Annotated in this window: 24 protein-coding genes; 8 read left to right on the top strand and 16 right to left on the bottom strand. The window is 72.2% G+C overall.

The window, feature by feature from the left end; all coding sequences use genetic code 11:
• The first annotated feature begins 1 nt into the window (after position 1).
• The 3 genes from pgsB to PH190_RS02815 all read left to right on the top strand — a co-directional run bounded on the left by pgsB (position 2) and on the right by PH190_RS02815 (position 2,764).
• Complete coding sequence (pgsB, locus tag PH190_RS02825) at positions 2 to 1,249, top strand: poly-gamma-glutamate synthase PgsB (RefSeq protein ID WP_274229963.1); 1,248 nt, start codon at positions 2 to 4, stop codon at positions 1,247 to 1,249.
• The gene (locus tag PH190_RS02820; RefSeq protein ID WP_274229962.1) at positions 1,246 to 1,731 is read left to right on the top strand and encodes a poly-gamma-glutamate biosynthesis protein PgsC/CapC; all 486 of its coding nucleotides are present in this window, start codon (positions 1,246 to 1,248) and stop codon (positions 1,729 to 1,731) included. Before pgsB ends, PH190_RS02820 begins: the two co-directional genes overlap by 4 nt.
• A 67-nt stretch (positions 1,732 to 1,798) precedes the next feature.
• Entirely contained in the window at positions 1,799 to 2,764 is a 966-nt protein-coding gene (locus PH190_RS02815; RefSeq protein ID WP_274229961.1) for a C40 family peptidase, read from the top strand.
• A gap of 1,414 nt (positions 2,765 to 4,178) precedes the next feature.
• Here PH190_RS02815 and PH190_RS02810 read toward each other — a convergent pair.
• The 6 genes from PH190_RS02810 to PH190_RS02785 form a co-directional block, all read right to left on the bottom strand.
• Complete coding sequence (locus tag PH190_RS02810) at positions 4,179 to 4,679, bottom strand: VOC family protein (protein WP_274229960.1); 501 nt, start codon at positions 4,677 to 4,679, stop codon at positions 4,179 to 4,181.
• Positions 4,680 to 4,690: 11 nt separating this feature from the next.
• Entirely contained in the window at positions 4,691 to 5,056 is a 366-nt protein-coding gene (locus PH190_RS02805) for a VOC family protein (protein WP_274229959.1), read from the bottom strand.
• A 29-nt stretch (positions 5,057 to 5,085) separates the two neighbouring features.
• Complete coding sequence (locus tag PH190_RS02800; protein ID WP_274229958.1) at positions 5,086 to 5,490, bottom strand: VOC family protein; 405 nt, start codon at positions 5,488 to 5,490, stop codon at positions 5,086 to 5,088.
• 71 nt (positions 5,491 to 5,561) lie between these two features.
• On the bottom strand, positions 5,562 to 6,194 hold the full coding sequence (locus tag PH190_RS02795) for a maleylpyruvate isomerase family mycothiol-dependent enzyme (protein ID WP_274229957.1): 633 nt from the start codon (positions 6,192 to 6,194) through the stop codon (positions 5,562 to 5,564).
• Positions 6,195 to 6,225: 31 nt separating this feature from the next.
• The gene (locus tag PH190_RS02790) at positions 6,226 to 7,194 is read right to left on the bottom strand and encodes a sensor histidine kinase (RefSeq protein WP_274229956.1); all 969 of its coding nucleotides are present in this window, start codon (positions 7,192 to 7,194) and stop codon (positions 6,226 to 6,228) included.
• 178 nt (positions 7,195 to 7,372) lie between these two features.
• Positions 7,373 to 7,696 carry a P-II family nitrogen regulator gene (locus PH190_RS02785; RefSeq protein WP_274229955.1) on the bottom strand — a complete coding sequence of 108 codons (324 nt, stop codon included), beginning with the start codon at positions 7,694 to 7,696 and terminating at the stop codon, positions 7,373 to 7,375.
• Between the two features lie 78 nt (positions 7,697 to 7,774).
• Here PH190_RS02785 and PH190_RS02780 point away from each other — a divergent pair, with 78 nt between their 5' ends.
• On the top strand, positions 7,775 to 8,533 hold the full coding sequence (locus PH190_RS02780; protein ID WP_274229954.1) for a decaprenylphospho-beta-D-erythro-pentofuranosid-2-ulose 2-reductase: 759 nt from the start codon (positions 7,775 to 7,777) through the stop codon (positions 8,531 to 8,533).
• A 73-nt stretch (positions 8,534 to 8,606) separates the two neighbouring features.
• Here the strand turns inward: PH190_RS02780 and PH190_RS02775 are convergent, their stop codons facing one another.
• Positions 8,607 to 9,602, bottom strand: coding sequence for an aldo/keto reductase family protein (locus PH190_RS02775; RefSeq protein ID WP_274229953.1), 996 nt, complete (start codon positions 9,600 to 9,602; stop codon positions 8,607 to 8,609).
• Positions 9,603 to 9,893: 291 nt separating this feature from the next.
• On the opposite strand from PH190_RS02775, the gene PH190_RS02770 reads away from it, so the two are divergent.
• The gene (locus tag PH190_RS02770) at positions 9,894 to 10,073 is read left to right on the top strand and encodes a hypothetical protein (protein WP_274229952.1); all 180 of its coding nucleotides are present in this window, start codon (positions 9,894 to 9,896) and stop codon (positions 10,071 to 10,073) included.
• Positions 10,074 to 10,093: 20 nt separating this feature from the next.
• Here the strand turns inward: PH190_RS02770 and PH190_RS02765 are convergent, their stop codons facing one another.
• The 9 genes from PH190_RS02765 to PH190_RS02725 all read right to left on the bottom strand — a co-directional run bounded on the left by PH190_RS02765 (position 10,094) and on the right by PH190_RS02725 (position 23,683).
• Complete coding sequence (locus PH190_RS02765) at positions 10,094 to 10,381, bottom strand: hypothetical protein (protein ID WP_274229951.1); 288 nt, start codon at positions 10,379 to 10,381, stop codon at positions 10,094 to 10,096.
• A gap of 129 nt (positions 10,382 to 10,510) precedes the next feature.
• Positions 10,511 to 11,911 (bottom strand): alpha/beta fold hydrolase, encoded by a 1,401-nt coding sequence (locus PH190_RS02760; protein WP_274229950.1) that lies wholly within the window; start codon positions 11,909 to 11,911, stop codon positions 10,511 to 10,513.
• Positions 11,912 to 11,952: 41 nt separating this feature from the next.
• The gene (locus PH190_RS02755; protein WP_274229949.1) at positions 11,953 to 13,104 is read right to left on the bottom strand and encodes a CaiB/BaiF CoA transferase family protein; all 1,152 of its coding nucleotides are present in this window, start codon (positions 13,102 to 13,104) and stop codon (positions 11,953 to 11,955) included.
• An 83-nt stretch (positions 13,105 to 13,187) separates the two neighbouring features.
• A complete protein-coding gene (locus PH190_RS02750; RefSeq protein ID WP_274229948.1) occupies positions 13,188 to 13,661 on the bottom strand; it encodes a hypothetical protein in 474 nt (157 codons plus the stop codon).
• A gap of 21 nt (positions 13,662 to 13,682) precedes the next feature.
• Entirely contained in the window at positions 13,683 to 18,473 is a 4,791-nt protein-coding gene (locus PH190_RS02745; RefSeq protein WP_274229947.1) for a multicopper oxidase domain-containing protein, read from the bottom strand.
• Between the two features lie 23 nt (positions 18,474 to 18,496).
• Positions 18,497 to 19,282 carry a DUF2182 domain-containing protein gene (locus tag PH190_RS02740; RefSeq protein ID WP_274229946.1) on the bottom strand — a complete coding sequence of 262 codons (786 nt, stop codon included), beginning with the start codon at positions 19,280 to 19,282 and terminating at the stop codon, positions 18,497 to 18,499.
• 27 nt (positions 19,283 to 19,309) lie between these two features.
• On the bottom strand, positions 19,310 to 20,101 hold the full coding sequence (locus PH190_RS02735; protein ID WP_274229945.1) for a DUF1326 domain-containing protein: 792 nt from the start codon (positions 20,099 to 20,101) through the stop codon (positions 19,310 to 19,312).
• Positions 20,102 to 20,258: 157 nt separating this feature from the next.
• Positions 20,259 to 22,415: a 3-hydroxyacyl-CoA dehydrogenase NAD-binding domain-containing protein gene (locus tag PH190_RS02730; protein WP_274230053.1), complete on the bottom strand. Its 2,157-nt coding sequence runs from the start codon at positions 22,413 to 22,415 to the stop codon at positions 20,259 to 20,261.
• Positions 22,416 to 22,474: 59 nt separating this feature from the next.
• Positions 22,475 to 23,683: an acetyl-CoA C-acetyltransferase gene (locus PH190_RS02725; protein ID WP_274229944.1), complete on the bottom strand. Its 1,209-nt coding sequence runs from the start codon at positions 23,681 to 23,683 to the stop codon at positions 22,475 to 22,477.
• A gap of 144 nt (positions 23,684 to 23,827) precedes the next feature.
• On the opposite strand from PH190_RS02725, the gene PH190_RS02720 reads away from it, so the two are divergent.
• Genes PH190_RS02720 through PH190_RS02710 form a run of 3 tightly spaced genes read left to right on the top strand, consistent with a single transcriptional unit; the run spans position 23,828 to position 26,894 of the window.
• On the top strand, positions 23,828 to 25,603 hold the full coding sequence (locus tag PH190_RS02720) for a GMC family oxidoreductase N-terminal domain-containing protein (protein WP_274229943.1): 1,776 nt from the start codon (positions 23,828 to 23,830) through the stop codon (positions 25,601 to 25,603).
• Positions 25,600 to 26,310 carry an acetoacetate decarboxylase family protein gene (locus PH190_RS02715; protein ID WP_274229942.1) on the top strand — a complete coding sequence of 237 codons (711 nt, stop codon included), beginning with the start codon at positions 25,600 to 25,602 and terminating at the stop codon, positions 26,308 to 26,310. Before PH190_RS02720 ends, PH190_RS02715 begins: the two co-directional genes overlap by 4 nt.
• The gene (locus PH190_RS02710; RefSeq protein WP_274229941.1) at positions 26,307 to 26,894 is read left to right on the top strand and encodes a TetR/AcrR family transcriptional regulator; all 588 of its coding nucleotides are present in this window, start codon (positions 26,307 to 26,309) and stop codon (positions 26,892 to 26,894) included. Before PH190_RS02715 ends, PH190_RS02710 begins: the two co-directional genes overlap by 4 nt.
• Positions 26,895 to 26,975: the final 81 nt, after the last annotated feature.

Raw genomic sequence — 26,975 nt, 5'->3', positions numbered from 1 at the left:
CATGGGCTTCCTTTTCACCGTCTACGCGGTCGGCTGTCTGATCGCGCTCGTGGCGGGTGTGGCCGAGCAGCGGCGTCACCACAAGCATCTCGAGACCATCCCGACGAGGATCGTCATCAACGGCATCCGCGGGAAGAGCTCGATCACGCGGCTCTGTGCTGGCGCCCTCCGGGGTGGAGGCCGCCTCACCGTCGCCAAGACGACCGGCACGGCGGCTCGCTTCATCAGGCCGGACGGCGAGGACGAGCCGATCCACCGGAAGTTCGGCCTGGCCAATATCGTCGAACAGATCGACATCGTGCGACGAGCAGCTGCGTTCGGTCCGGATGCGCTCGTCATCGAGTGCATGGCGGTGCTCCCGGACCTCCAGGAGGTCAACGAGCAGAAGCTAATCCGGTCGACCATCTGCGTGATCTGCAATGTCCGTGAGGATCACCTGACCGAGATGGGTCCTACACTCGACGACGTCGCTCGGTCGTTGTCCCGCTCGATGCCGGTGGGCGGCATCTGCGTCACAGCGGAGCAGGACCGCGTGGACGTGCTCCGAAAGGAAGCGCAGCGCCGAAACTGTCGACTCATTGAGGTCGACCCCGAGTCCGTCAGCGACTCCGAGGTGGCCCGCTTCCCCTGGATCACGTTCAAGGAGAACGTTGCCGTGGCCATCGCCGTGGCGGCACTGTGCGGGGTCCGTCGGGACGTCGCGCTCGACGCCATGGTCGCCTCTCGACCAGACCCCGGCACCGTCGCGGTCAGCACGCACGACCTCGGGGGACGCACGGTGTCGTTCGCGAACATCTTTGCGGCCAACGACCCGGAGTCGACGCTTAAAAACGTGCGGCTCCTCGAGGATCGCGGACTGATCGGACGCCCATTGAACCTGGTCATCAACTGCCGAGCCGACCGCATCGAACGCAACGGGCAGATGGGCGAGATGACCTCGCAGCTGATGCCCGACCGTGTGGTGGTGATCGGAGAGCAGACGCGCTCGGCACGAGCGTCGATGTCGCCGGCCATGGACGAGAGGACCGTCGAGCTCGGTGGCCCCCTCGACTTCACGGCACTCGCGGACGCCCTCGTCACCGATGCCTCCGGAGCGGCGTCGATGGTGGCGGTCGGGAACATCCACGGCCAAGGAGAAGTCCTGCTTGAGCGCATCGCGGAGTCGCCCACGGCACATGCGGCAATCCCGGCGCCCGCGCCGTCCGAGACGACACTGCTGATCCCGGCGCAGCGGCGGACGCTGTTGTGATCGGATTCGGAGCGCTGCCGTCCGAGGAGGCGACGATCGCGCTCGCCATCGGGCTGCTCTTGGCACTGGGGTGCTACCTCACGACCAACCTCTCGCCGGGCGGCATGATCACGCCGGGATGGCTGGCGCTCGCAATGGCCGAGGACACGCGAAAGGTCATCGTCATCGTCGCGGTGACGGCGACCACCTACCTGGCCACACGGGTGCTTCAGAGGCACGTCATCCTCTACGGCAAGCGACTCTTTGCCTCGGTGACAATGGTAAGCGTCCTCCTCTCCATCGGCCTGTTCCTCCTCATCCACCGCGACTATCCCTTGCTGTTCTCCAGCGAGACGCTCGGGTTCATCATCCCGGGCTTGATCGCTTACCAATTGGTTCGCCAGCCAACTCGTCCGACCCTGCTCTGCACGCTGACGGTCAGCGCACTGGCCTACGGCGTCCTCGTGGTCGGACTCCTGCTCGGCCTGGTCAGTACTCGATGAAGGACTCGACTTGAAGCGAAGAGTGCCGGGAGAGCGCGGTGGCTCCCACGCCATCGGAATCATCGTCGTGGGCGTCCTCGGCGTTGTCGTCGGGCTCGTCGCCGGCGTGCTGCTCGTCCCGTTCTCGGGCTTCGCGGGTGACGACGATGCGGCGGCCCTGCCGTCTGCGGACCCTGCGGGCTTCGTCTTCGAGCGGATCGGACCAGGCGTGACCGAGGTCCGGGATCAGCAGGACATCACGGTCGCCACCCTCACCGAAGGCGCCCGAACGGTCACCCTGGCTGGGCCACTGCGGGTCTTCGCCGAGAGCGGGACGAGGGCCTCGGTCGAGACGGGGCAATGGGTCCGCCTGGCGCCGCAGCCGTGGCACGCCAGCGCTCAGGACGAGACGTGGGCGCGGACGTGGCTGTCGCATGCGCTCGCCGAGCGCAGCCCGGACATCCTCGAGATCGCGACGCAGTACGTGCAGGGCACTCCGGACCAGGTCGACGCCGACGGTCTCCGCTTTGCGGGCGACGCGGCGTTCGGGCCCGAGCTCGACAACGGCAAGCGGCAGATCGGGGCCGACTTCTACGACTTCCTCGACCGGCCCTGGTCGTTCGGGGACGGCACTGAGAAGACACCCAGCGCGGGTCAGGCGGGCGCATTGGACTGCTCCGGGTTCCTCCGCATGGTCTACGGGTACCGGTCGGGCCTGCCCCTGCTGGCGGGAGACACTGGTGAAGGCTTGCCCCGTCGTGCCGACTCTATGGCGCACGATGGGCCGGGCACCCTGCTGCTCGAGGACGAGGGGTCACGACCCCTCGATCTCGCGAACCTGAAGCCGGGTGATCTCCTCTTCTTCACGACGGACGACGAGCCCGACATCGATCACTCGGCGATCTACCTCGGTCTCGACAGCGACGATCGACACCGCTTTATCTCCAGTCGGGCCGGCGCGAACGGACCAACCATGGGCGACTTTGGCGGGGCCTCGGTGCTCGACGGCGACGGATTCTTCGCGGAGCGCTTCCGCATGGCCCGACGGGTCTGACTCCCGCCGGCTCGCAGCCCTTCACGGCGAGCGCACCCATTCCGCTTTCATCTACGCGCAGCACTGGGGCAGCAGTAGGTGCGAGATCTACATATATGAGGGCCGTCAGCGTCAAAGCCGCGACCCTGCCGAATCCGGCTCTAGGGGATCAAGGCGCCGCCTGCGGCGGCGCGGTGCCAAGCGCCGTGCGGCCACGGCTCGGCGGTCTCGCGGCGTCGGTCTCGTGGCGCTGCGCGCGGCTGGCGCCGTGCTCGGCCACGGCCCGCCGACGCTGCCGCCGAGCCGCACCCGCAGTTGTTCGCGCAGAGCCGCCGCGGCGACCCGATGATCGAGAAAGCGGACACCCTGTCGTTACGACCGTAAGTGCTCCTTGCTCGCCGCCGGAAAGGCGAGGACCTGGGTGGCCAAGCGTGCCCCGAGCCCGTCCTCGGCAAGTCGACATCCGAACTCGACGTACCAACTGAGCTCCCGAGCGACCAACTCACCGAGCGCGCCGGGGTAGACCCGCCGGGAGTGCTCAGCGGCCGCCCGCAAGCGCGACTGCTCGTGGAGCTGGAGCTTCGCGACACGTCCTGAGATCATTGGCTGGGCCGAGACCGCATGCGTCGCGATGGCGCCGTGCGCGACGGCAGTGGCCCACGTTGGAGCGGTCATCACCCCGCCTCCTCGACCTCGGCCAGCACCTCAGCAGCGAGGCGGAAGATGAGGTTGTCTCCGGTCAGGCGAAAGCCGAACTCCGCGTATGCCCGTAGTTCGCGGCTGACAAGCTCCCCGAGGGCGCCCGGGTAGGCAGACGCGGCTCTGCGAGCGGCCTCGAGGTACTGCGCTCGCTCGTCACACCCCAGTGCAGGATCAGGGAACAAGGGGGCCTCGTGTCGCACGATCCTCTCCAATGCTCGTGCAGCGTCGCCGAAAGAATCACAGATTGTGACAGTCGTTCGGGTCGGGAGCCAGCGTTGACGCCCGGATGGCTTATCGCTCGCCTAGTGAAGCAACTATAAGTAGTCGATGGCACATCCTCCCGCGCGGCGCACATAGTCGAACGACGGGCTCCGCCCGGACCCGACACCGCTCGGAGATCAGGGGGTAGGGCGGGACGGCGGTGACCTCCTCGCGACGCGCCAGAGGCCAGCCAGTCCGCGGGCCACTCCGCGCCAGGCGGGAAGGAGTACCTGGCACTCCGGACCCACGGCCCGGCCGGGGAGGACCCGCGCCGCGACGAGATCACCACCGGGACCGGTCCTGTGTCCGTACGGACTATTCACGGGCGGGAGCCAAGATCGCTCACGTCGTCGCAGGTCAGATGCACAACGGGCGCGCACTGTAAATCCGTCGCGAAAGCTTCGAAGGTTCGAATCCTTCACCCGCCACCACCAGCCCCGTTGCCTCGCTGACCAGCGACGACGGGGCTGACTCATGTCCGGCCGAGCACTCGCGGAGCGTCGAGGCGGGGCTCCTCGACGACGCGGGGCGGGCCGTCGCCGTCGAACTCGTAGCCCACGAAGACGTCGGGGACGGCGGTGAGGTCCGCCCAGTAGAAGCGCAGCAGGGTGCCGTCCGGGTCGGTCACGTCGACGACCGCCTCGTGGGGCGTGCGGTCCTGGATCTCCGTGCACGTGGCGCCGAGCGCCGCGCACCGCTCCCGGACGCCGACGAGGCTCTCCCGAGTCGCCATGTGCAGGCCGACGACGTCGAAGCCCGTCAGGTCGGGGTTGCCGGCGCAGTGCCGACGCAGGCGCAGGGCGAGGTTGAACCCACCCTCCTCCGCGTGCAGTACCGCTCCGCGCAGCTCACCGTCCTCGACGAACTCGTAGGCCAGCGCGAGGTCCATGAGGCGGCAGTACCAGTCCACGCTGCGCGCGAGGTCGGTGACCGGCAGCTTGACGTGCAGGACCTTCGTCATCCCGATGCCCACGGCCCGGCTCCTCAGATCTCGGCGAGGGAGAGGTTGTTGCGGTCGGGGTCGAGGAACCACGCGATCCTCGTCCCGCCCGGCGCGGTCCAGATGCCGCGCTCGTCCTGGCCCATGCCCTCGTAGCGCGTGAACTCCACACCGCGCCCGGCGAGCTCGTCGACGGCGGACGCGAGGTCACGGACTCGCCAGCCGAGCACCGTGTACGGGGCGGCGGCCGGCGTGGGCACCTCGGTGATCCGCAGCATCGTCCCGTCGACGTCGGCGACCAGCGCGAACGGCCGCTCGTCGGCGAGCTCCAGACCGAGCACGTCGCCGTAGAACCGCTCCGCGGCGTCGAGGTCGGAGACGCCGACGAAGCCCATGAGTCGTCCCTCCACGGCCCCAGCGTCCTCGGGGCCGCAAGACCTCAGCCGACGATCTCGTTGAGGGCCAGGAGGTTGCCCTCGGAGTCGTACAGCCAGGCGCTGCGGACCGGGCCGTAGTCGGTGACGACGCCCTCCGCCCGGCCGGCCTGCCCGGCGAACGTGCCGCGCTCGGCGCCGGGGTCGTGGAAGCTGACACCGCGTGTCAGGAGCTCGTCGACGATGTCGTGCAGACCCGTGACCAGGAACGCGACCACGGGGTAGGGCACCGGGCGGCGGTCGGGGATCTCGGTGACGACGACGCGGGTGCCCTCCGCGGCGGTGAACATCATCGGGTCGTCGTCGGGGCCGGACACGAGGGTCATGCCGAGCACGTCGCGGTAGAAGGCGCGGGCGCGGGGGCCGTCGGCGGCGGGGAGCACGGGGTTGAGCGGGAAGCGGGAGAGCACGGGTTCCTCCTCGGGGCGGACGGTGGCGAACAGTCCAGCGGGGAGAGCGGACAGGAACGGTCCGCCTCAGCTCAGAGCCGCCCGCTCACCGTCTCGACACCCGGGCCCTCGAGCGCGTCGAGGCCGGAGCGACGGCCGGTGGCGACGAGGAGCAGGTCGCCGGACGGGCCGCGCACCTCGTCGGCGCCCTCGCCGTGGGACCAGTCGGCGTCCGTCGCCACGAGCCGCAGGCCGGCGAGGCGCTTCGGGGCGCCGTAGAACGAGGCGCCGAGGGTGTGGTCGAGCGCCGGGACCACGTGCTCCGCCGGCATCGGGAGCCGGATGGACAGCGGGCGGGTGAGGTCCTGCCCGTGCACGAGGACGTCGACGAGCGGGTCCCGGGGCTTGGTGCCGAACGGGCGCCCGGTCCAGGTCGCCGACTCGCGGTACTGGGCCGCGAGCTCGGCCGGCGAGTACTCCGCGGCGCGGGCCCGGGCCGAACGGTCGATCATGCGGTTGATGTCGAAGCGCGCGGCGATCATGGCGCGCACGGCCTCGAACGGCGTGAGCCGCGAGGTCAGCGTGAGGTGGGCGACGAGGGTCTTCACCGTCCAGCCGGCGCACAGCGTCGGCTGCGTCCACTGCTCGGGCGTCAGCGCGTCGATCACGTCGGCGAGCCGCAGGCGCTCGGCGGAGATCGCGGCGTGCAGATCGGCGGCGTCCACGGTGTGCTCCCTGATCGGCGGGAGGCAGACGCTAGCGCGGGCCCCCGTCGCGGTACATCGTCATGCGCACCGTCGTGCCGCCGTCGCGGCTGCTCGCGACGCGCACGAGGTCGCAGAGGCGGTGGGTGAGGAACAGGCCGTACCCGCGCCCGTCCTCCGGGTCCGGCGGGTAGCGCCCGACCAGCGGGTCCTCGATCCACCCGCCGTCCTGGACCTCGGCGACGACCCGGTCGTCGGTGTGCCAGAGCGAGAGGATGCCGCGGCCCGCGGTGTGCACGACGGTGTTGACGGCGACCTCGTGGACGGCGAGGCAGAGGTCGGCGACGCGGTCGGGCGCCAGGCCCGCGCCCGCCGCGTGCTCGGCCACCGCGCGGCGCACGGCACGCGGACCGTCCGGGGCGCCGAAGACCAGCGTCTCGCCGAGCTCGGGCGGCTCGGGCAGCGCGCCGAGCACCGCCTCGGCGAGCTTGAGCGGGTCGCCGTACGTCGCGTTCTCCACCGGCGCGCCGTCCTCGACGAGCAGCGGGTGCGCCGCGCGCGCGTCGGCGGCGGTGTCCGCGTCCAGCCGGCGCGTGTCGTACGGGCACAGCATCGTCACGGGCCGCACGGCGAACGCGAGGTTGGTCAGCGCGTCGTGCTGGAGGTAGGCGGCGCGCTCGTCGGCGGGACGGTCGGCCCACAGGCCCTGGCCGACCACGCGGGCGCGCCGGCCCGGGTGGCCGTCGACGAACTCGTGCAGCGCCGGGACCAGCCGCGCGGGGTTGCGCCCGAGGCGGCGGACGTCCTGGAGGACCACGGCCGCGGCGTCGGCGCCCAGGGCGTCGCGGATCGGCCCGAGGTCCTCGCCGGGCAGCGCGATCACGACGGCCTCGTCGGCCTCGAGGCCCGCGCGCACGTGGTCGACCACGCCACGGACGAAGCACGCCTCGTCGTCGTAGAAGAGGGCCGCGTGCTCGAATCCGGTGGCACCGACGCGGCGATGACGTCCGACGTCCGACACGTCATCACCCCCACACCATCACTCGATCGATGGCGTCGTCCCCCGGCAGGACGATCCTCGCCGCACCGCGTGCGTCGGCGACACCGTGTTCCGCTCAGCGGGCGGGGCCCTGCGGCGGACGGTCGTCGCCGACGCGTCACCGTGTCGTCACGGTGCGGTCACGACGGGACGCCGGCGATTACACCGCGTCGGCGCCCCGCTCCCCGGTCCGGACGCGCAGGACGAGATCCAGGGGCGTCACCCAGAGCCGCCCGTCGGGGTGCACGGCGGCGGCGATCTCGTCGACGACGCGGTCGACCAGCTCGTCGTGGACGATCGTCTCGATGCGCAGGCACGGCGCGAGCCCGTCCTCGACGACCTGCCCGCGCCGCAGGCTGCGCGACCCGGACGCGCCGAGGGTGCTGACCTCCGCGATCGTCATCCCCAGCACCGCGTGCCGTTCCAGCGCGCGACGGACGCCGTCGAGCGCGTGGGGCGGGATCATGGCGTGCACCGTCTTCACCGCGCGGCCTCCTGTCGGTCGCCGTGACGCTACGGGCCCCCGGGCCTCGGGGCGAGTGCCTCTCCCTAGGCTGCCGCGGTGCCCGCGCAGCGCCCGGTCGTCCTCGTCCTCGGTGGCCGCAGCGAGATCGGGGTGGCGCTCGCGTGCCGCCTCGCCGCGTCCGGCCGCGCCGGCACCGTCGTGCTGGCCGCGCGGCGCGCGGGCGAGCTGGCGGCCGAGGAGGCGGCGGTGCGCAGCGCCGGCGCCGAGGTCGCGTCCGTGGAGTTCGACGCCGACGACCTCGCCGCGCAGGCCGGGGTGCTCGACGCTGTCGAGGCCGCGCACGGCCTGCCGGACACGGTGGTCCTCGCGTTCGGGGTCCTCGGCGACCAGGCCCGCGCGGAGCGCGACGCCGCGCACGCCGCGGCCGTCGTGCACACCGACTACGTCGCGCAGGTCGCGGTGCTCACCGAGGTCGCGGCGCGGATGCGGGCGCGCGGGTCGGGCGAGATCGTTGTGTTCTCGTCGGTGGCCGGGGTGCGGGTGCGGCGCGCGAACTACGTCTACGGCAGTGCGAAGGCCGGCCTCGACGGGTTCGCGTCGGGCCTCGCGGACGCGCTGCACGGCAGCGGCGTGCACCTCACGCTCGTGCGCCCGGGCTTCGTCGTCGGGCGCATGACGGCCGACAGCGGGCTCGACCCGGCGCCGCTGTCGTCGACACCGGGCCAGGTCGCCGACGCCACCGCCGACGCCCTGACCGCCGGCCGCGACGTCGTCTGGGTGCCGGGCGCGCTGCGCGTGCTCTTCACCGTGATGCGCCTGCTGCCCCGCTGGGCCTGGCGCCGCCTGCCGCGCTAGGTGCGCTGCGCGCAGGTGAGCAGAAAGAAGTGCCCCAGCACTTCTTTCTGCTCACGAGCGCCGGAGGCGCACCTCAGCGGTGGGTGATCGCGGCGGAGGCGCCGGGGCCGAGCTGCTGGCCGGTGACGGGGACGTCGCCGAGGGCCTCGTCGATCGCGGTGAGGGTGTCGGCGGTGAGCTCGATCCCGGCGGCCGCGGCGTTGGCGTGGACCTGCTCGGGCCGCGAGGCGCCCACGATCGCCGACGCCAGCTCGGGGCGGCGCAGGACCCAGGCCAGGGCCATCTCGGCCATCGACAGCCCCGCCCCCTCGGCGATCGGGACCAGGCGCTGCACGGCCTCGAGGGTGCGATCGGTCAGCTTCTGGCGGATGAACCCGTTCATCTCGTCGCTCGCCGCGCGGGAGTCGACGGGCACCGGCTCGCCCGGCTTGTACTTGCCGGTGAGCACACCCTCGGCCATGGGCGACCAGACGATGTTCGAGATGCCGTGCTCGGCGGTCGTCGGGAAGACCTCGGCCTCCGGGGCACGCCAGAGCATCGAGTACTGGGGCTGCGAGGACACGATCGTCACGTCGTCCGGGCACGCGGCGAGGCCCGCGCGGATCTGGTCGGGCGTCCACTCGCTGATGCCGAGGAAGCGCGCCTTGCCCGCGCGCACGACCTCCGCGAGCGCCTCCATCGTGTCCTCGATCGGCGTCTCGGCGTCGAAGCGGTGGCACTGGTAGAGGTCGACGTGGTCGGTGGCGAGCCGCCGCAGCGAGGCGTCGATCTGCTTGTGGATCTGGGCGGGCGACAGGCCCCGGTCGGTCCTCGACATCGGGAAGTAGACCTTGGTGGCGAGCACGTAGTCCTCGCGCCGGTAGTCGGCGAGGATCCGCCCCCACGCCTCCTCGGCCGCCCCGCGGCCGTAGACGTTGGCCGTGTCGAAGAACGTGATGCCCGCGTCGAAGGCGGCCCGCGTGCAGGCCGCCGTCGCGTCGGCCTCGACGCCGCCGGAGTAGGTCAGCCAGGAGCCGAGGGAGATCTCGGAGACCTGCAGGTCGCTCGAACCGAGCTGGCGATGGCGCACTCCCGTACCGTAGGTCCGGTCGTCGGCCGCGGCCTGCGCAGAGATCGACGCTACCGGCCGGCGGAAACAATCCACCGATCGGCGCACCAGGGCGACCGGCTGGCGCAGTCAGCTGTGGCCGACGTGTGAATTGACGCGACAGCGGTCTCGGTGTCGAGGCCCGGCTGGCACGATGGTCCGCACGAGCTCGCGAGCGGCCCCGACGCCGGACGGCACCGATGCCACGACGTCGCGCGGGTCTCCTCGGGTCACGGCCCGGGTCCTCGCTCCACCGATCGTCGTAGGGGTTTCGTGAACGTGTTGCTGGCGCCGCTGCGTCCTCTGGCCGATGTGCTCGACCTGACCGCGGAGGCCGTCGCCGCCGTGGGCACCGTGTCGGTCGCCGCCCTCGGGCTGGTGCTGACGCGGCTCGAGCCGTCGGACGAGGCGCCGCACCTGCAGGTCGTCCGCGGCCGCCACCCGCAGAACTGAGCAGGACCTCGACGACCTGCTCACGGCTGCGGCGTCGAGTCCTTCCGGTCGCGCAGCAGCTCGTTGAGCGTGCGCAGCTCGTCACGGATCTCGGTGAGCAGCCCCGGGATCTCGTGGCTGCGCTCCCAGTGCGGGGTGACGTCGATGCCGAGCTCGCCGAGCTCGCGCTCGTAGAGCTCCGCGAGCAGCGTGCGGTACGGCTCGTCGGGGACGGTGCCGTTCTCCCAGCGCGACAGCTGGGTCTTCAGGCTCGCGGCGCTGGCGACGTCCACCTGGCCCTGTTGGGCGAGCTCGCGCAGTCGCGCCACGGCCGTGGTCTGCGACCACCCTCGATCACGGCGGGCATCGCGCAACGAGACCACGCCGTCACAGTAGACGACCCTCCCGACGGGGGCCGGTGAGGCCGGAGCTGCCCCGGAACTCTCCAGGGACTCTGTCTAAGACGGCCCGCGACGGGGCGAGCGCGTCGCCCGCTTGGGGGCCGGCAGGCGTGACGAACGCCGCGGGGCGGGGGTCGCGTTCCCCCCGCTCTCCGGGACCGTCCCGTTGCGGGAGCCGCCGTCGGGGGCCTCCGACGGCGCGGACGACGCCGACGGCGCGGACGGCGCGGGCTCCTCGCGCGGCGCCGGCCGCATCGTGTCGGCCCCGGACCGCGACCGCGAGCGCGCCGGGCGCAGCATCCGCCGCCCGGTCGGGCTGCCGCCCTCGACCGCGTCGGGCGGGTCGTGGCGGCCCAGGAACGCGCACAGACGGGCCCACGTCGTGTCCTTGGCGGCCCGGCCGGTGAGCACGCCGAGGTGGCCGCCGGGGGCCGTGGTGAGGCGGGTGTCGGCGCCGAGCAGCCGGCGGGTGCCCGTGCGGACGGCGCGCGGCGGGACGACGCGGTCGCTCTCGCCGGCGACGAGCAGGACGGGGCGGTGCAGGTCGCGCAGGTCGACGACCCGGTGTCCGACGGGGACGCGGCCGGCCTCGAGGTCCTCGGGGGTGACCATCGCGCGGAAGTAGGTGCCGACGTACCGGGCCTGCTCGCCGATGAGGGCCCGCACGTCGTCGACGGCCTCGATCTGCGCGAGGAAGTCGCGGTCGTCCAGGCGCGTGATCATCGTCAGCGGCGCCGTGAGCAGCTCGTCGAGTGAGCCGAGCCCGAGCGCGCGCAGCAGGCGGGGCAGCGGCATGAGCGCCAGCAGCGTCTGCAGGGTCGCGAGCACGGGTCCGCCCGCGGCGATCGCCAGCGGGCGCGCCCGCACCACCAGGGGCACCTCGTCGAGCTTGAACGGCGTCGCGATCGCCGTGACCGAGGCGATCGGGAGGTCCGGGTGGCCGGTCGCGGCGAGCACCGCGTGCAGCCCGCCGATCGACCAGCCGACGAGGTGCACCGGGGCGCCCTGGTGCGCGGCGCTGACCGTCCGCACGACGTGGGGGAGGATCTCGTCCACCCAGCGTTCGAGGTCGGCGGGACCGGGGGTGATCGCGCCGCCGTGGCCGACGAGGTCCTCGTCGTCGACCTGGTAGACCGACCGGCCCTCGCCGACGAGGTGCTCGACGAGGCTGTTGCCGCGCCGCAGGTCGAACGCCACCCCGCAGGCGCCCAGCGGCGACACCAGCACCACCGGTGCGCCCCGCAGCCGCGCCGTGGGGTGCACGGCGTAGCGGTAGGTGCTCACCGAGCCTGCGCGCGCCAGCCCGTGCGCGCGGCCGACGCCCTCGACGCCGGCCTCGCCCGGCCCGGTGTCGAACGCGGTGCGGGGCATACGGCGCAGGTCCGCGAACGGGCCCTCGAGCACCCGCGAGCGCATGTTGCCCACGGCGCGCCACGCCCCGGCCGGGGTCAGGATCACGGGGCCTCCTCGGGCGGGGTGCGCGAAACCGTCGTCAGAGCCTAGGTCTGGTGGACGACCCCCGCCTCCTGCAGCTTCGCGATCCGGTCACGGTCGACGCCCCAGTCGGCGAGCGCCTCCGCGGAGTGCTCGCCGGGCGCCGCGGGCGAGGTCGGCGTGCCGCTCGGGGTGCGGCTGAAGCGCGGGGCGGGCGCGGGCTGGGTGACGCCGAACGCCTCGACGTGCAGGCCGCGGGCCTGGTTGTGCGGGTGCTCGACGGACTCCTCCATCGTGAGCACGGCGGCGACGCAGGCGTCGGTCGGCTCGAGGTCGGCCGCCCACTCGTCACGGGTGCGGGTCGCGAACACCTCGGCGATGCGCGCGCGCCACTCCGGCCAGCGGCGCATGTCCCATTGGCTGCCGGCGATCTCCTCGCCCTCCAGCCCCAGGCCCTGCATCAGCGCGGCGTAGAACTGCGGCTCCAGGGCCCCGACGGCGACGTACCCGCCGTCCGCGCACCGGTAGTGGTCGTAGAACGGCGCGCCGCCGTCGAGGAGGTTGGCGCCGCGCTCGTTCGGCCACAGCCCGCCCGCGCGCATCCCGTAGACCATCGCCATCTGCAGCGCGGCGCCGTCGACGATCGCGGCGTCGACGACCTGGCCGCGCCCCGACGTGCTCCGCTCCACCAGCGCCCCGAGGACGCCGACGACCAGCAGCATCCCGCCACCGCCGAAGTCGCCGACGAGGTTGATCGGGACCGCCGGCGCCCCGTCCCGGCCCGCCATGTGCGCGACGACGCCGGCGGTCGACAGGTACGTCAGGTCGTGCCCGGCGCGCGAGGCCTGCGGGCCGTCCTGGCCCCAGCCGGTCATGCGCCCGTAGACGAGGCGCTCGTTGCGGGCGTGGCAGTCGTCCGGGCCGAAGCCGAGCCGCTCGGCAACGCCCGGGCGGTAGCCCTCGAGCAGCACGTCGGCGGTCTCGACGAGGTCGAGGAGCACGGCGAGGCCGTCGGGGGACTTCAGGTCCAGGGCCACCGACCGCCGCCCGCGGGCGAGGACGTCCTTGTCGGTGTTGCCGAGCGAGAGCCCCCGCCCGCCGGCGGGGCGGTCGATGCGCAGCACGTCGGCGCCCATGTCCGCGAGCATCATCGCCGCGAACGGGCCGGGCCCGATCCCCGCGACCTCGATGACCTTGACGCCGTCCAGCACACCCATGGGGCCCTCGTCCTCCTCGTCGTGGGGCGGTCGGGCCGAGCGTACGAGACAGTCAGAGCTGACGGTATGGGTGCGGTTGCCGTTCAGCGTGCCGCGTCCTCCGCGTCGGCGAGGAGGTTCCCGGCAGCCGAGACCAACTCCTGGGTGACTTTAAGAGGCGGAGCGATCGCCGAGAGGCTGTCAAGCACGCCCGCGGCCCAATTCAGGCAGCTCCTGGCATTGTTCCGGTTCATCCAGTCCAGGAACCGGTCCTTCCTCCGCCGCCAGCCGTCGAGCTTCATCCACCCGGGCCGCCCAGTGAGCCCTTCTTCCACCAGCTTCTCGGATGGAATACCTCGTACGGCCTGTTCCGGACGTGCCGGAGATCCGACGGGCCCAAGGGTCTCGTCCAGCACGCGACGCAGCTCCAAGCGGCGTTGGGTCGACAGAAGCCCCTGGGGCTCGGAGGCGACATAGCCCAGCACCTGCCGGAGCTGGCGGAGGAAGATGATGTAGTCCTCCTGGGTTGGTCCGCGGAACTCAGCCGAATCGGGATCGTCTGCTTCGAGCATGCCCACCCCTCGACGATCGGAAGTTCTTCAAGTGCCGACTGCCGGGTCTTCGTCGCTGACCCGAAGGACCCCCCACATCCCCTGGGTCACGGCCCAGCGGAAGACGCCGCTCCGGTAGGCATGGTCGCCCTCGTGCTCGGCCGTCATGGCGATGTCGTGCACGACGTCGGCGGTGAGCCCCGAGAGTCCGCCGACCTGGGCTGACGCGGCGCCCAGCCACGGCCCCATCGGCCATTGCTGACCGTGGAGCGTGAACGTGTGGTTCCGCGGCTTGTCGCAGGCGCCGACGAGCCGGAGCCAGAGCGTCTCGCCCTGCCGCGCCGACCATGTCGGCGTCGGCGGCTCCTCGCGCAGCTGCGTGCGCGGGTGCACCGGGCGGCACCGGTAGTTGATGCCCTTCTGGCCCGCGTCCTCGGGGTCGTCGCCCGGCACGACGTCCGCGATCGGTGAGGTCAGGTCGCCGTAGGCGTAGTGCCGCAGACCGTCCTGCCAGAACAGCACCTGCTCGTTCGCCGTCCGCCCGTCACCGTGGCGCACCGTCGTGTGCGTGCCGGTCCAATCGTCCGGCTCCCAGCCCTCGGGCTCAACGACGACCGCACCCACGAGCCCGTGGTGCCGGTGGTTACGGATGTCGCCCATGTCGTGCAGGTAGCAGACCTGGCCGATGTCCTTCCCCAGCTCGGGGTCGGCGTACCACCAGTAGCAGCGCCAGTTCTGCCGGTCGTGCCCGTGGTCGTGGTCCTCGACCACCAGGTCGTGGCCGGGGCCGTGCCCGTGGTCCTCCTCCAGTGGCAGGGGCCGCACCGTCGAATCGCGGTTGCGACCGACGTGCGCCCCGTCGTCGGCGACGACGTCGTATTGCAGCAGCGCGGGATGCAGGGAGACGCGGGGGCTGACGGTCCGGCGGTGCTCGTCGAGGGGCAGGGCAGGCGGGTGCGGCTCCGGCCCGAAGCGCGGGAGCAGCGGGTCCTCGTAGCGACCGGTCCACCCGTCGCGGGCCTCGAACCCGTCGCGGGGCAACCGCACCTCGTTGATCAGGCAGACGCGCACCCACTCCCCCGGACGGCACCGCAGCACCAGGGGCTCGGGCCCGTTGTCGTGAGGCTTCGGGCCGATCCGCCAGTCCCCGTTCACCCAGGGCTCCTCCAGCGGCTCCTCGGATCCGGACTCGCGGACCTCCGGCGCCGCGTACGGAGACCCCGGCGTGTCGACCACCTCGTAGACGAGACCGAAGGGATCAGTGAGCCGCCGCCCGTCGTACTCGTGTTCGATCCGTCGGGCCCGCACGGTGTAGCTCCGGTCGGGGTGGCGCGGTCGCTCGAGCGGCTTTGGTGTCACCGCACGGGGAAGGGGGGCGAGGGGCGAGCCGGGGAGGAGGACACGGACCAGGCCCCAGCACCCCAGCCAGAGGTCGTCCATCGCGCTGAAGCGCCACAGGTGGTCGCCGACGTCGTAGGGCGACGTGCCGTCGCCGTTGACGTCGAGCGTGAAGGCCTCGGAGATGCCGAGCGTCTGCTGGTTGACGAGGGTGGAGATGGCCTTCTGCCACTCCCGCCGCCAGCGCAGACCGTGGGTGACGAAACTGTGCTGCTCCTCGTGGGAGCCCTGGATGAGCCGGACCCGCAACCGCTCGCCGGCGTAGGTCGGGATGATCGGGGTCTCGGGGTCGCGCAGCCACGACGAGCGCTCGACCTCGTCGGCGTCGCCCGGTTCGGGCGGGTCCTCGCGTCCTCGGCGTCCCGAGTCCGTGGCAAACCAGTCGGTGGGGTTCGGTCCGCGAGCCGTCAGGGGCGCGCAGCGGTAGTTGACGGCCATGGTGCCCGGATCGTCGTCGCCGCCGAGCTCACCGGGCGGGTTGAGTGGACGTTCGTCGCGGTCGTAGAGCGGGACGAAGTCCCCGACGCCGAGACAGGCCTCCCGGAACGGGTCGATCTCGCTCTCGGGGAGCGATGTCACGATGGCGCTGGCACCTGTCCACGCGTCACCAGCGGGAGCCACGGCGAGCGCGGTCTCGTCGAAGTCGTGCTCCTCGTTCCGCACGTCGTCCGCCCGCGGCAGCAGGCGGACCAGGCGAGGACCGGGCGTCCACGACGAGCCGGGTGGCTCGGCGATCAGTGCGGCGAAGAGACCTCGCTTCTGGCGGTAGTTGGCGAGCAGGTGGTCGTGGAAGAAGCACGGGCCGAACTCCTCGTCGACCACCCAGCGGTGGAGGCTGACGTTCGCCGGGAGAGGGACGTCGCCGACACCCGGTACCGCTTCCCGGCAGCTCGCCCCGGACAGGTAGTTCCAACCGGTGGAGGAGCCGTCGGCGGCCAGCACGTCGAACTTGACGAGGTGGACGTGCAGACCGCACTCGACCGGGAGCTGGGTCAGGTCGAAGTGATCGGGCGGGATCGTGCCGAGCTCGTTGTGCAGGCGCAGCTCGACGACGTCGCCGTGGTTGGCCCGGATGAAGAACGGTTCTCTGGGATCGCCGGACCCCGGCAGCGGGAGATCGGTCCGGCGGCCGTTCACCACGGTGCTCACGTGCCGTAGCTCGTAGAAATGCCCGTGGTGGTCGTGCCAACCGATGCGGTTGTAGGTCATCTGTTCCTCGGCGACGGCCACGTCGAACGAGACGACGCGGTTCGCCGCCGGTACGGCAGCCGTGGCGTTCCACGAGCGTGCCTGAGTGTCGAGGGCGACGAAGGGGGCTCCCGGACGCTGCGGGGCTCCCGGCGCGAACGCTGCTGCTTCGGTCGGCGAGGCGGCCGGGAGGCTCAGCAACCGACGTCGCCCGGACACCTGGTTCGGGGCGGCGGCCGGGGGCGGCGGGGACTTCTGCGGCACCGCGGCGTCGACGAACCAGGGGAAGCCGACGCGGTGCCCGGCGGGGAGGGGGAAGGCGGGGTGGCCGAGCTGCGGGGCGTCCTCGGGTCGACGTCCGGGCAGCGGCTGCAGCGGGGGGCAAGGGGTGCCGTCCGGGAGTGCCGCGTCCTCCCCCACGAGCACGTCGAAACTCCGCCACAGCCCCCACATGCCGTGGTGGAAGTGGGGATAGAGGTGGCAGTGCCAGATGATGTCCCCGAACGCGTGCTGCCGGCTTCCTGACCCGTAGAGCGGGTCGATCGTGAAGCCGGCCTGCGGTCCGATGGTGATCGAGTCGAGCAGTTGCGAACCGCGCTCCTCGCCCGGGCGCCACGTGCTCGGGGCGGCCGTGTCCGTCGGGATCGCGTGCCACTGGTGCACGTGCAGGTGGAAGACGTGGGTCTCCTTGACACCGGCGTGCACGAGCCGCACGCGGCAGGGGTCGCCGCGGTAGGCCCGCAGGATCGCCGTCGCGGGGTCGCCGAAGAGCCAGGAGCTGTGGTGCTGCTCCTCGCCGGCCACCCGCTCGATCCACGTGTCGTCGGAGCGTCGTCCGATCCAGAACTCCTCCGCGAGGGTGTGGGGGTGGATCTCCCGCTTCACGGCGCGCAGGTCGTGCGGGCTAGACGACGCCGGCGTGCCGGGGGTTCCGGCACTCCCGTTCTCCTCTGTGAGGCGGGCGTACTCGCGCATCCTGTGCGGGAGCCGGTTCGGCATCGGTTCGGCCCGATACGACAGCGGCATGACCGTGTGCTCGCCCCCGCCGATGTGCAGGGCGCTGTGGATCTCGGGCTCGTCGTGGATGAAGATCGTGAACTCGCGGTGCGGGCGCCACTGCTCGCCGTCCGACGTGAGGTCGACGTACTCCTCGATCGCGGACACACCGCTCTCCCGGTGGATGTCGACGTCGAGGGCGCAGCCGAGATCGGAGTCGGTGACGTCGTCCCCGGTGACGGGATCGAACCACCGGGCGACCTCCGGTTCGACGAGCAGCGTGCCGAACAGGCCGTGGACATTGGATCCGTCCTGGGTGCCACGGACGTCCGCGAGGTCGTTGAGCGGCCACACCCCTTCGGTGTCGGCCTCCCACCGGTAGGTGATGGTCCCGCCGAAGCCCACCGTCGTGTCCGAGTTCGCGACCACGTGCGCGCCGTCGGCCGCCCGCACGCCGTCGACCAGGCCGGCGCCCTGCCGATGGAGCCCGACGCGGCGACGCCGTACCTCGTTCCGCAGCGTCACCTCGACCGTCTCGCCCAGACGGGCCCGGAGGACGAGAGGTCGCGCTGCGGGGAGCGGCCGGAGGGGGTTGACGCGGTTGTAGACGGTCGCCTGCGCCGCCATGGACGGTGCGACGTCGTTGAAGGCCAGCTGCTGGAGCTGGGCCTTGCTGAAGCCGGTCTCCGCGCGGAGTCGGGGCAGGTCGGAGGTCCACTGCTTGTCGATGGCCGCGAGGCGGTCCGCGATCGCCCCGGTCAGGACCGAGAGCGCGGCCGTCCACCGGCAGCGCCAGCCCTGACGGACCGCCGGGTCGCGGTGGACGCCCTCGACCTCTCCGTCGGTCAGCTCGTCGAGGATCGTCGTGATCTCGTTGACCGTAGCGTGGTAGTGCTGCTCGATCTCCCGCCTCGTCGGCGCGATGTCGAGATCGGGACCCCCCTCGTCGGCGGCGTCGGCGACGAGGACCTCGCCACGGTGGGCGAGCAGATCGGCGTGGGCGACGAGGGTCGTCCGCAGGAGACGCTCCATCTCCTCGTACCGGTCGAGGCCGTCGATGAGCATGGTGATCAGCTGCCGTCGACGATGGGCCTCCGGGAGCCACTCGTCGTCGGCCCGCCACTGGTCGCGGACCCATCGCAGGAGCGGCGCGACGCTGCTCGGTGCGTAGAGCAGGCCGTTGCGGTCGTGGTCGCCGTCGAGCGTGTAGACGATCGGGAACTCGAGCGCGGTGACGTGGTAGGTGCGGTCGGGCATGGGGGCCTCCGACGGGAGCGGCGTCAGGCGCCGAGGAGCGGGTGGACCAGGGCCGATGGGAGGAGGCCGGCGAGCAACACCAGGCCGAGGAGGACGAGGGCGGCGCCGGTCGCTCGGGCGACGACGCGCCCGCCTGGCAGGAGGCGCTCAGCGGCCATCACGACCGCGAGCACGACCATCACCGGCAGCGCGAGCGCGCCGGTGCCGAGGCAGAGCACCATGAGGGCCCAGCAGCAGCCGACGCACGAGACGCCGTAGGCGCCCGCGATCGTGATCGCGTCGCCCGTGGGACCGCGGCGGCCCCAGAGGCGCAGGGCGAACCAGCGCGGCGTGCGGCAGGCCGTCAGGCAGGCGTTCTTGACCGGCGTGAACTGGTAGAGCCCCGCGAGCAGGACCACACCACCGGCGAGGCGTGTCGTGGTCACCGGGGAGGCGTCGGCGAGCGTCACGCGGAGCACGGCGGCGCCCGAGACGAGCACGGCCCCGACGGCGACCCAGATCCCCACGAAGGCGGCGAGGGCACCGAGCCGGCGCGCCGCTCGGCCACGGCCCGTGAGCAGGCCGCCGAGCAGGCCGACCAGGGGTAGGGCCGGTGGGAGCATCATCGCGAGGACCATCAGCGCCCAGCCCGCGAGCGCGATCGCGACGGAGGTCGTCGTGGCGTGGCCGTGCTCCTGGTGCCCCGCGGCCGAGGTGTGGACAGCGACGACCCCGACCCAGGCGCCGGCAGCGAGGGTGAGGACGAGGGCCGTCGCGCCGGCGCGCCCGTCGACGCTCGCGAGGTGTCGGAGCGGTGCGCGGAGGGCCATGGCGTGTCCCTTCCGTCCGCGATCCGATCAGTACCGGTAGTGGAAGTCGCCGCGCATTCCCGACCGAGCGGTCGCCTCGATGTAGCCGCCTCCCCGCAGTGCGGGAACGGCGATCCGCAATTCCTTGCCCTGCTGGGCCGTCGACGGACCGGCGATCTGCAATTCACGGTGGAGCGCCGTGTGGTTTATCTCCAACGGCTGCGTCGAACCGTCGAAGGTGAGCGCTGAACCGTGCGCCGCGACGAGAGGACAGTCGGCGTCGCCGATACGGATCGACCAACCGTCGGCGGTCGTGGTGATCGTGATGGGCGCGCTCTGCACCGCGAGCACGGTGCCGGTGACCGTCATGAGGACCCCGAGGGGATCCTTGCGGTCGGCGACGAGTTCCCCGGTGAAGGCCTTCTCCAGCGACTGGTGCTCGCGGTCCACCGCGCCGTCGTCGACGAACAGCACCGTGGTGCTGCGGCTGTCGCGCCGGGCCGGGCCATGGCTCGTGACCGCAGCGACATTGCGGCCACCGACCGGGACATCGCCGATCGTGCCGTCCTTGATGTCCCACGCCACGAGTCCGGTGCAGTGACCCTCGTCGGGATTGTCATCGACCCAGCACGGGCACAATTCGAAACAGTCGCAGGCCTCGATGAAATGACCGTGAAAATCGTAGATCACGACGCCCCCCGATGCGTTCGACGTTGCGTGAATTCCGTCGACGTCGTGACGATTGTGGTCGGCGTGAAGTGTGAGGCGGCAGGCGCCGTTCGGGGGAAATGTGGCCGGAGTGATCGGTATTCGTCGCATCGCGCGAGTGATCGCATTCACGCAGTGATGGGATCTCACGCGGACTATGTGTTCGGGCACGGAGAGGTGCGAAGACGCGAACGGCGCCCTCGCCCTGGGAAGCAGCGAGAGCGCCGTTCGTTCTCGAACACCACGCGCAGCCGGCACCGTCGACGACGCCGACCAGGTCAGACGGGGCTCACTCCCCGCGCAGGGACTGGCCCTTCTCCGCCTTCTCGACCAGCGAGGCCGGCGGGTTGAAGCGCTCGCCGTAGGCCTTGGCCAGGATGCGGGCGCGCTCGACGAACCCGGGCAGGCCGCCGGGGTAGCCGTCGATGTACTGGGCCACGCCGCCGGTCCAGGCCGGGAAGCCGATGCCCATGATCGAGCCGATGTTGGCGTCGGCGATGGTGTGCAGGACGCCCTCGTCGAAGCACTTCACGGTCTCGAGGGCCTCGGCGAAGAGCATGCGCTCCTGCATGTCCTCGAACGGCAGGTCGCCCTGGGCGGCGCCGAACTCCTCGACCAGACCGGGCCACAGGCGTGTGCGCTTGCCCGACTCGTCGTACTCGTAGAACCCGGCGCCCGACGAGCGGCCCTTGCGCCCGAGCTCGACCATGCGGTCGATGATCGCCTCGGAGGGGTGCTCGTTCCAGGTGCCGCCGGACTCCTCGACGCCGCGACGGGTCTCCTGGCGGATCTTCTGCGGCAGCGTCAGGGTCAGCTCGTCCATCAGCTGCAGCGGCGGGGCCGGGTAGCCGGCCTGCGACCCGGCCTGCTCGATCGACGACGGCGCGGCGCCCTCGCCGAGCATCGCCACGGCCTCGTTGATGAACGTGCCGATCACGCGGCTGGTGAAGAACCCGCGGCTGTCGGAGACGACGATCGGGGTCTTCTTGATCTGCAGGGCGATGTCGATCGCCTTGGCGAGCGTCGCGTCGCTCGTCTTCTCGCCCTTGATGATCTCCAGGAGCGGCATCTTGTCGACCGGCGAGAAGAAGTGCAGGCCGATGAAGTCCTCGGGCCGGTCGACGCCCTCGGCGAGGCCGGTGATCGGCAGCGTCGAGGTGTTGGAGCCCAGGACGGCGTCGGGCGCGAGGTGCGGCAGGATCTCGGCGAAGACCTGCTTCTTGAGGTCCGGGCTCTCGAAGACGGCCTCGATGACGAGGTCGGCGCCCTGGGCGGCCGACGCGTCGTCGGTCGGCGTGATGCGCGCGAGCACCTCGTCGGCCTTCTCCTGCGTCGACTTCCCGCGCGAGACGGCCTTGTCGAGGATCTTCTTCGAGTAGGCCTTGCCCTTCTCGGCGTTCTCCTGGCTGACGTCCTTGAGGACGACCTCCAGGCCCGCCATCGCGCAGGAGTACGCGATGCCCGCGCCCATCATCCCGGCGCCGAGCACGACGACCTTGCGCGCCGTGTGCTGCTCGTAGCCGTCGGGGCGCGAGGCACCCTTGTTGATGGCCTGCAGGTCGAAGAAGAACGCGCGGGTCATGTTCGTCGACACCTGGCCGCAGGCGAGGTCGGCGAAGTAGCGCGACTCGATCTGGCCGGCGTTGTCGATGTCGACCTGCGAGCCCTCGACGGCCGCGCACATGATGTTGTACGGCGCGGGCATCGGGGCGTTCTTGAGCTGCTTGCGCAGGTTCGCCGGGAACGCGGGCAGGTTCGCCGCGAACTTCGGCGTCGACGGCGTGCCGCCGGGGATCTTGTAGCCCTTGACGTCCCACGGCTGCGCGGCCTCGGGGTTGTCCTTGATCCACTGCTTGGCCCGTGAGATCAGCTGGTCGGGGCTGTCGACGACCTCGTGCACGAGGCCCGCCTCGAGCGCGGCCTTCGGGTTGCGCTGCTGCCCCTGCAGCAGCACGTTCATGAGGCCGTCGGCCAGGCCGAGCAGGCGGACGACGCGCACCACGCCGCCGCCACCGGGCAGCAGGCCGAGGGTGACCTCGGGCAGGCCGATCTTCGAGCCCTTGGCGTCGAGGGCGATGCGGTGGTGGCAGGCCAGCGCGATCTCGAGGCCGCCGCCGAGCGCCGCGCCGTTGATGGCCGCGACGACCGGCTTGCCCAGGGTCTCCAGGCGCCGCAGCAGGCTCTTGATCTGCTGCGACTGGTCGAAGACCTTCTGCGCGTCGGCGCGCGTGTACTTGACGAGGTCGTCGAGGTTGCCGCCCGCGAAGAAGGTCTTCTTCGCCGAGGTCAGGACGACGCCGGTGATCGAGTCCTTCTCGGACTCGAGACGCTGCAGCGTCTCGGCGAAGTCCTCGCCCCACTTGGCGTTCATCGTGTTGGCCGAGGCGCCCGGTTCGTCCATCGTCAGCGTGACGATGCCGTCGCCGTCGGCCTCCCACCGGAACATGTTGTCGGACACTGCGGGATTCGCTCCTGTCGTCAGGTCGGTCGGTTCCGGGGGTGCGGTCAGACCCGCTCGATGATGGTCGCGACGCCCATGCCGCCGCCGATGCACAGCGTCACGAGGGCGCGGCGCAGGTCGCGGCGCTCGAGCTCGTCAACCATGGTCCCGACGAGCATCGCGCCGGTGGCGCCCAGCGGGTGGCCCAGCGCGATCGCACCGCCGGCGACGTTGGTGCGCTCGTGCGGGAAGCCGAGGTCCTTCATCAGCTTCATCGGCACGGCGGCGAACGCCTCGTTGATCTCGAGGAGGTCGATGTCGTCGACGGTCATGCCGGCCTTGGCCAGGACCTTCTCGCACGCGGGCGTCGGGCCGGTCAGCATGATCGTCGGGTCGGCGCCGGAGACGGCGGTGCCGACGATGCGGGCACGCGGGGTGAGGCCGTTCTGCTTGCCGGCCTCCTCGGTGCCGAGCAGCACGAGCGCGGCGCCGTCGACGATGCCCGAGCTGTTGCCCGGGTGGTGCACGTGGTTGATCGCCTCGACCCAGTGGTACTTCTGCAGCGCCACCGCGTCGAAGCCGCCCATGTCGCCGATGCCGGCGAACGACGGCTTGAGGCCGGACAGGCCCTCCATCGTCGTCTCGCGGACGTGCTCGTCGTGGTCGAGCACGGTGAGGCCGTTGCGGTCGACGACGGGGACGATCGAGCGGTCGAACGCGCCGTCGGCCCACGACTTGGCCGCGCGGGTCTGCGACTCGAGCGCGTAGGCGTCGACGTCCTCGCGGGCGAAGCCCTCGAGGGTGGCGATGAGGTCGGCGCCGATGCCCTGGGGGACGAAGGAGGTCTTGAAGTTCGTCTCCGGGTCCATCGCCCAGGCGCCGCCGTCGGACGCCATCGGGACGCGGGACATCGACTCGACGCCACCGGCGACGATGAGGTCCTCGAAGCCGGAGCGCACGCGCTGGCCGGCCTGGTTGACGGCCTCGAGACCCGATGCGCAGAAGCGGTTGAGCTGGACGCCGCCCACGTGGTCGGGCAGGCCCGCGGCGATCGCGGCGGTCTTCGCGATGTCGCCGCCCTGGTCCCCGATCGGGGTGACGCAGCCGAGGACGACGTCCTCGATCTTGTTTGGGTCGAGCTCCGGGTTGCGCTTGCGCAGCTCGTCGATCAGGCCGACGACCAGCGACACCGGCTTGGTCGCGTGCAGCGAACCGGTGGCCTTGCCCCGGCCGCGCGGGGTGCGGAGGGCGTCGTAGATGAATGCCTCGGTCACGGGTGTGTCCCTTCGCAGGTGCGAGCCGACTGCTCTCAACAGTCATCATGGACTGTTTTGTGCTGCTGTCAACGTGTCCTACTGGCGAGTAGGGTCGTCCGGCTCTCGTTGACACGCTGCCAACGACTCGCGATGGTGAACGTCGTGGCACACACGGCGGCTCCGCAGGTCGACCCGGACTACGACGTGATCGTGGTGGGCTCCGGCTTCGGCGGCTCGGTCACCGCCCTGCGCCTCACCGAGAAGGGCTACCGCGTCGGCGTGCTCGAGGCCGGCCGCCGCTTCGCCGACCAGGACTTCCCCGCCACGTCGTGGCAGCTGCGCGACTACCTGTGGGCGCCCTGGGCCCGCTGCTTCGGGATCTTCCGGGCCGACCCGCTGCGCGACGTGCTCGTCCTGTCCGGCGCCGGGGTGGGCGGGGGCTCGCTCGTCTACGCCAACACGCTCTACCGCCCGCCGCGCTCCTTCTACGAGGACCCGCAGTGGGGCGGCATCACCGACTGGGCCGACGAGCTCGACGCCCCGTACGACCAGGCGTCCCGCATGCTCGGCGCCACCACCTACCCGCGGGTCTCGCCGTCGGACGCCGTGATGCGCGACGTCGCCGAGGAGATGGGCGTCGGCCACACCTACCGGGCCGCCGACGTGGGCGTCTTCTTCGGCGCCCCGCCCGGTGAGGAGGTGCCCGACCCGTACTTCGGCGGCGCCGGCCCCGCGCGCCACGGCTGCCTCCACTGCGGCGAGTGCATGACGGGCTGCCGCCACGACGCCAAGAACACGCTGGTCAAGAACTACCTGCACCTCGCCGAGGCCGCCGGGGCGCAGGTGCTGCCGATGACGACGGCGACGCGCATCCGCCCGCGCGACGGCGACCTGTCCGGGGCGTCGGGCTACGAGGTCGAGGTGCGCGCGACCGGGCGACCGGGCGGGCGACGCACGCTGCGGGCGCAGCAGGTGGTCGTCGCCGCGTCGGCGCTCGGCAGCCAGCGGCTGCTGCACCGGCTGCGGCGCCGCGGTGACCTGCCCCGCATCTCCCCGCGGCTCGGCGAGCTCTCGCGCACCAACTCCGAGGCGATCCTCGCCGCGCGCACCGCGAGCGACGTCGCCGACTACACCACCGGCGTCTCGATCACCTCGTCGATCCACCCCGACGCGCACACCCACGTCGAGCCCGTGCGCTACGGGCGCGGCTCCAACCTGCTCTCGCTGCTCTCGGCCGTCCTGGTCGACGGCACGACCGCGGCGGGCGACGCGACGCTCGGCGAGCGCGGACCGTCGCTGCGGCGCATCGCCCGGGCGCTGGTGCGCTCGCGGCGCGAGCTCGTCGCGCTGCACCGACCGCGGCGCTGGGCCGAGCAGTCGATCGTGCTGCTGGTGATGCAGACGCTGGACAACTCGCTGACGCTGCGCCCGCGCCGCGTCCTGCGCGGCCTGCGCTCGCGGCCGGGCGAGGGCACCCCGAACCCGGCGTGGATCCCGGCGGGCCACGAGGTCGCGCGCCGCGTGGCGCGGCGGATGGGCGGCTTCCCGGTCGGCGCGAGCTCGACGCTGGTGAACCTGCCGGTGACCGGCCACTTCCTCGGCGGCGCGGTGATCTCCGCGTCGCCCGACACCGGTGTCGTCGACCCCTACCACCGGCTGCACGGGCATCCCGGCGTCCACGTCGTCGACGGGTCGAGCGTGCCGGCGAACCTCGGGGTGAACCCGTCGCTGACGATCACCGCGCTCGCCGAGCGCGCGATGTCGCTGTGGCCCAACCGCGGCGAGCCCGACCCGCGCCCGGCGCCGGGGGAGCCCTACCGGCGCGTCGCCCCCGTCGCCCCCCACCGCCCCGCGGTGCCGGCCGACGCGCCCGGGGCGCTGTGGAGCGGGAGCACGACCACCGACCTGCCCAGCCCGAGGATCGGAGCACCGACATGACCTCCTACCCGCCCGAGCCCTGGACCCTCGTCGGCCGCATGGACCTGTCGACCTTCCTCGTGCCGACGGACACCCTGCCCACCGCGACCTGGCCCGACGGCTGGTCGCCGCTCGCGCTCGCCGGCCGCACGCCGGTCGGGGCGGCCTGGGTCGACTACGCGCCCGGCGGGGTCATGAGCTACCGGGAGCTGCTGGTCGCGGTCGCCGGCCGCGTGGGGGCGCGCGTCCGCCCGCACGTCGTCGCGATCTGGGTCGACAGCCCGGCCTCGCGCGACGGTGGCCGCGAGCTCTGGGGCATCCCGAAGGGGCTCGCGAGCTTCACGGGCTTCGACGAGGGCACGCCGAGCATCACCGTCGAGGGCACCGAGCGCCCCGCCGCCCGTGCCGTCCTGCGCCGGGGCGCGCGCCTGCCCGGGCGCCCGCGGGTCGGGTTCACGCTGGCCCAGGAGCGGCACGGCCGCTGCTGGCAGAGCCCGGTGACGAGCCGCCACGGCATCGGCCTGCTCCGCGCCGACTGGACGTTCGACCCCGAGGGCCCCCTGGGCTTCCTCGCCGGCCACCGCCCCCTCGTGTCGGCGACCCTCCACGACTTCGCCATGTCCTTCGGGATGACGCCGCACGACCGCGCGCAGGTGGGTCAGCCTGGCGTCCACGCTGACGCTCAACGTCAGAAAAGCCCCCGGCTCGGCTCCGCGACACGCCGATGACCGCCCCCGCTCGCGGCCGGCGTCTCGACCCCGACGCGCGCCGCGAGGAGATCGTCGCCGGCGCCCTGCGCCTGTTCGCCGAGCACCCGTACGCCGCGGTCTCGACCACCGACCTCGCCCGCGAGGCCGGCGTCGCGCGGGGCCTGATCAACCACTACTTCGGCACGAAGCGGGCGCTCTACCTCGAGGTCGTGCGCCGGCTGACGACGATCCCCGAGGTCGCGGTCGAGGAACTGCCGCCCGGCACGGTCGAGGAGCGCACCGGCGCGGCCGTCGACTGGTTCCTCGACGCCGTCGACCGTCACCGCGGCCTGTGGCTCGCGGTCGGAACGGGCGCGGCCGGTGACATCGACGTCGACGCGATCCTCGCCGAGGCCGACGAGATCGCCGCCGACCGCGTCCTCGCCGCCCTGGCGCCCGACGCGCCGGACGACCCGTACCGGGCGCGCGTGCGCTCGTTCTTCGGCCTGGTCCGCTCGGCGTCCCGGGAGTGGCTGGTCCGCGGCACGCTCGACCGCGCCGGCACCCGCGCGCTCCTCGTCGACGTCCTCCTCGCGGTGCTCCACCGGGACAGTCAGGTTTGACCGTTCGCGGTCCTGGCGGCACGATCGTCTCGACACGACCACGACACGGTGACGACGACGTACTGACCACGCGGACGGGAG

The sequence above is a fragment of the Actinomycetospora straminea genome (genome assembly GCF_028737255.1).
In the GTDB taxonomy this organism is placed as follows: domain Bacteria; phylum Actinomycetota; class Actinomycetes; order Mycobacteriales; family Pseudonocardiaceae; genus Actinomycetospora; species Actinomycetospora straminea.
This window is presented reverse-complemented; position numbering and strand designations above follow the sequence as displayed.

Bases quoted from the DNA above. Each gene is read 5' to 3' on its own strand.
- PH190_RS02710 (WP_274229941.1), top strand. From the start codon at position 26,307: ATGACCGCCCCCGCTCGCGGCCGGCGTCTCGACCCCGACGCGCGCCGC.
- pgsB (WP_274229963.1), top strand. From the start codon at position 2: ATGGGCTTCCTTTTCACCGTCTACGCGGTCGGCTGTCTGATCGCGCTC.
- PH190_RS02730 (WP_274230053.1), bottom strand. From the start codon at position 22,415: ATGTTCCGGTGGGAGGCCGACGGCGACGGCATCGTCACGCTGACGATG.
- PH190_RS02715 (WP_274229942.1), top strand. From the start codon at position 25,600: ATGACCTCCTACCCGCCCGAGCCCTGGACCCTCGTCGGCCGCATGGAC.
- PH190_RS02740 (WP_274229946.1), bottom strand. From the start codon at position 19,282: ATGGCCCTCCGCGCACCGCTCCGACACCTCGCGAGCGTCGACGGGCGC.
- PH190_RS02755 (WP_274229949.1), bottom strand. From the start codon at position 13,104: ATGGGTGTGCTGGACGGCGTCAAGGTCATCGAGGTCGCGGGGATCGGG.
- PH190_RS02745 (WP_274229947.1), bottom strand. From the start codon at position 18,473: ATGCCCGACCGCACCTACCACGTCACCGCGCTCGAGTTCCCGATCGTC.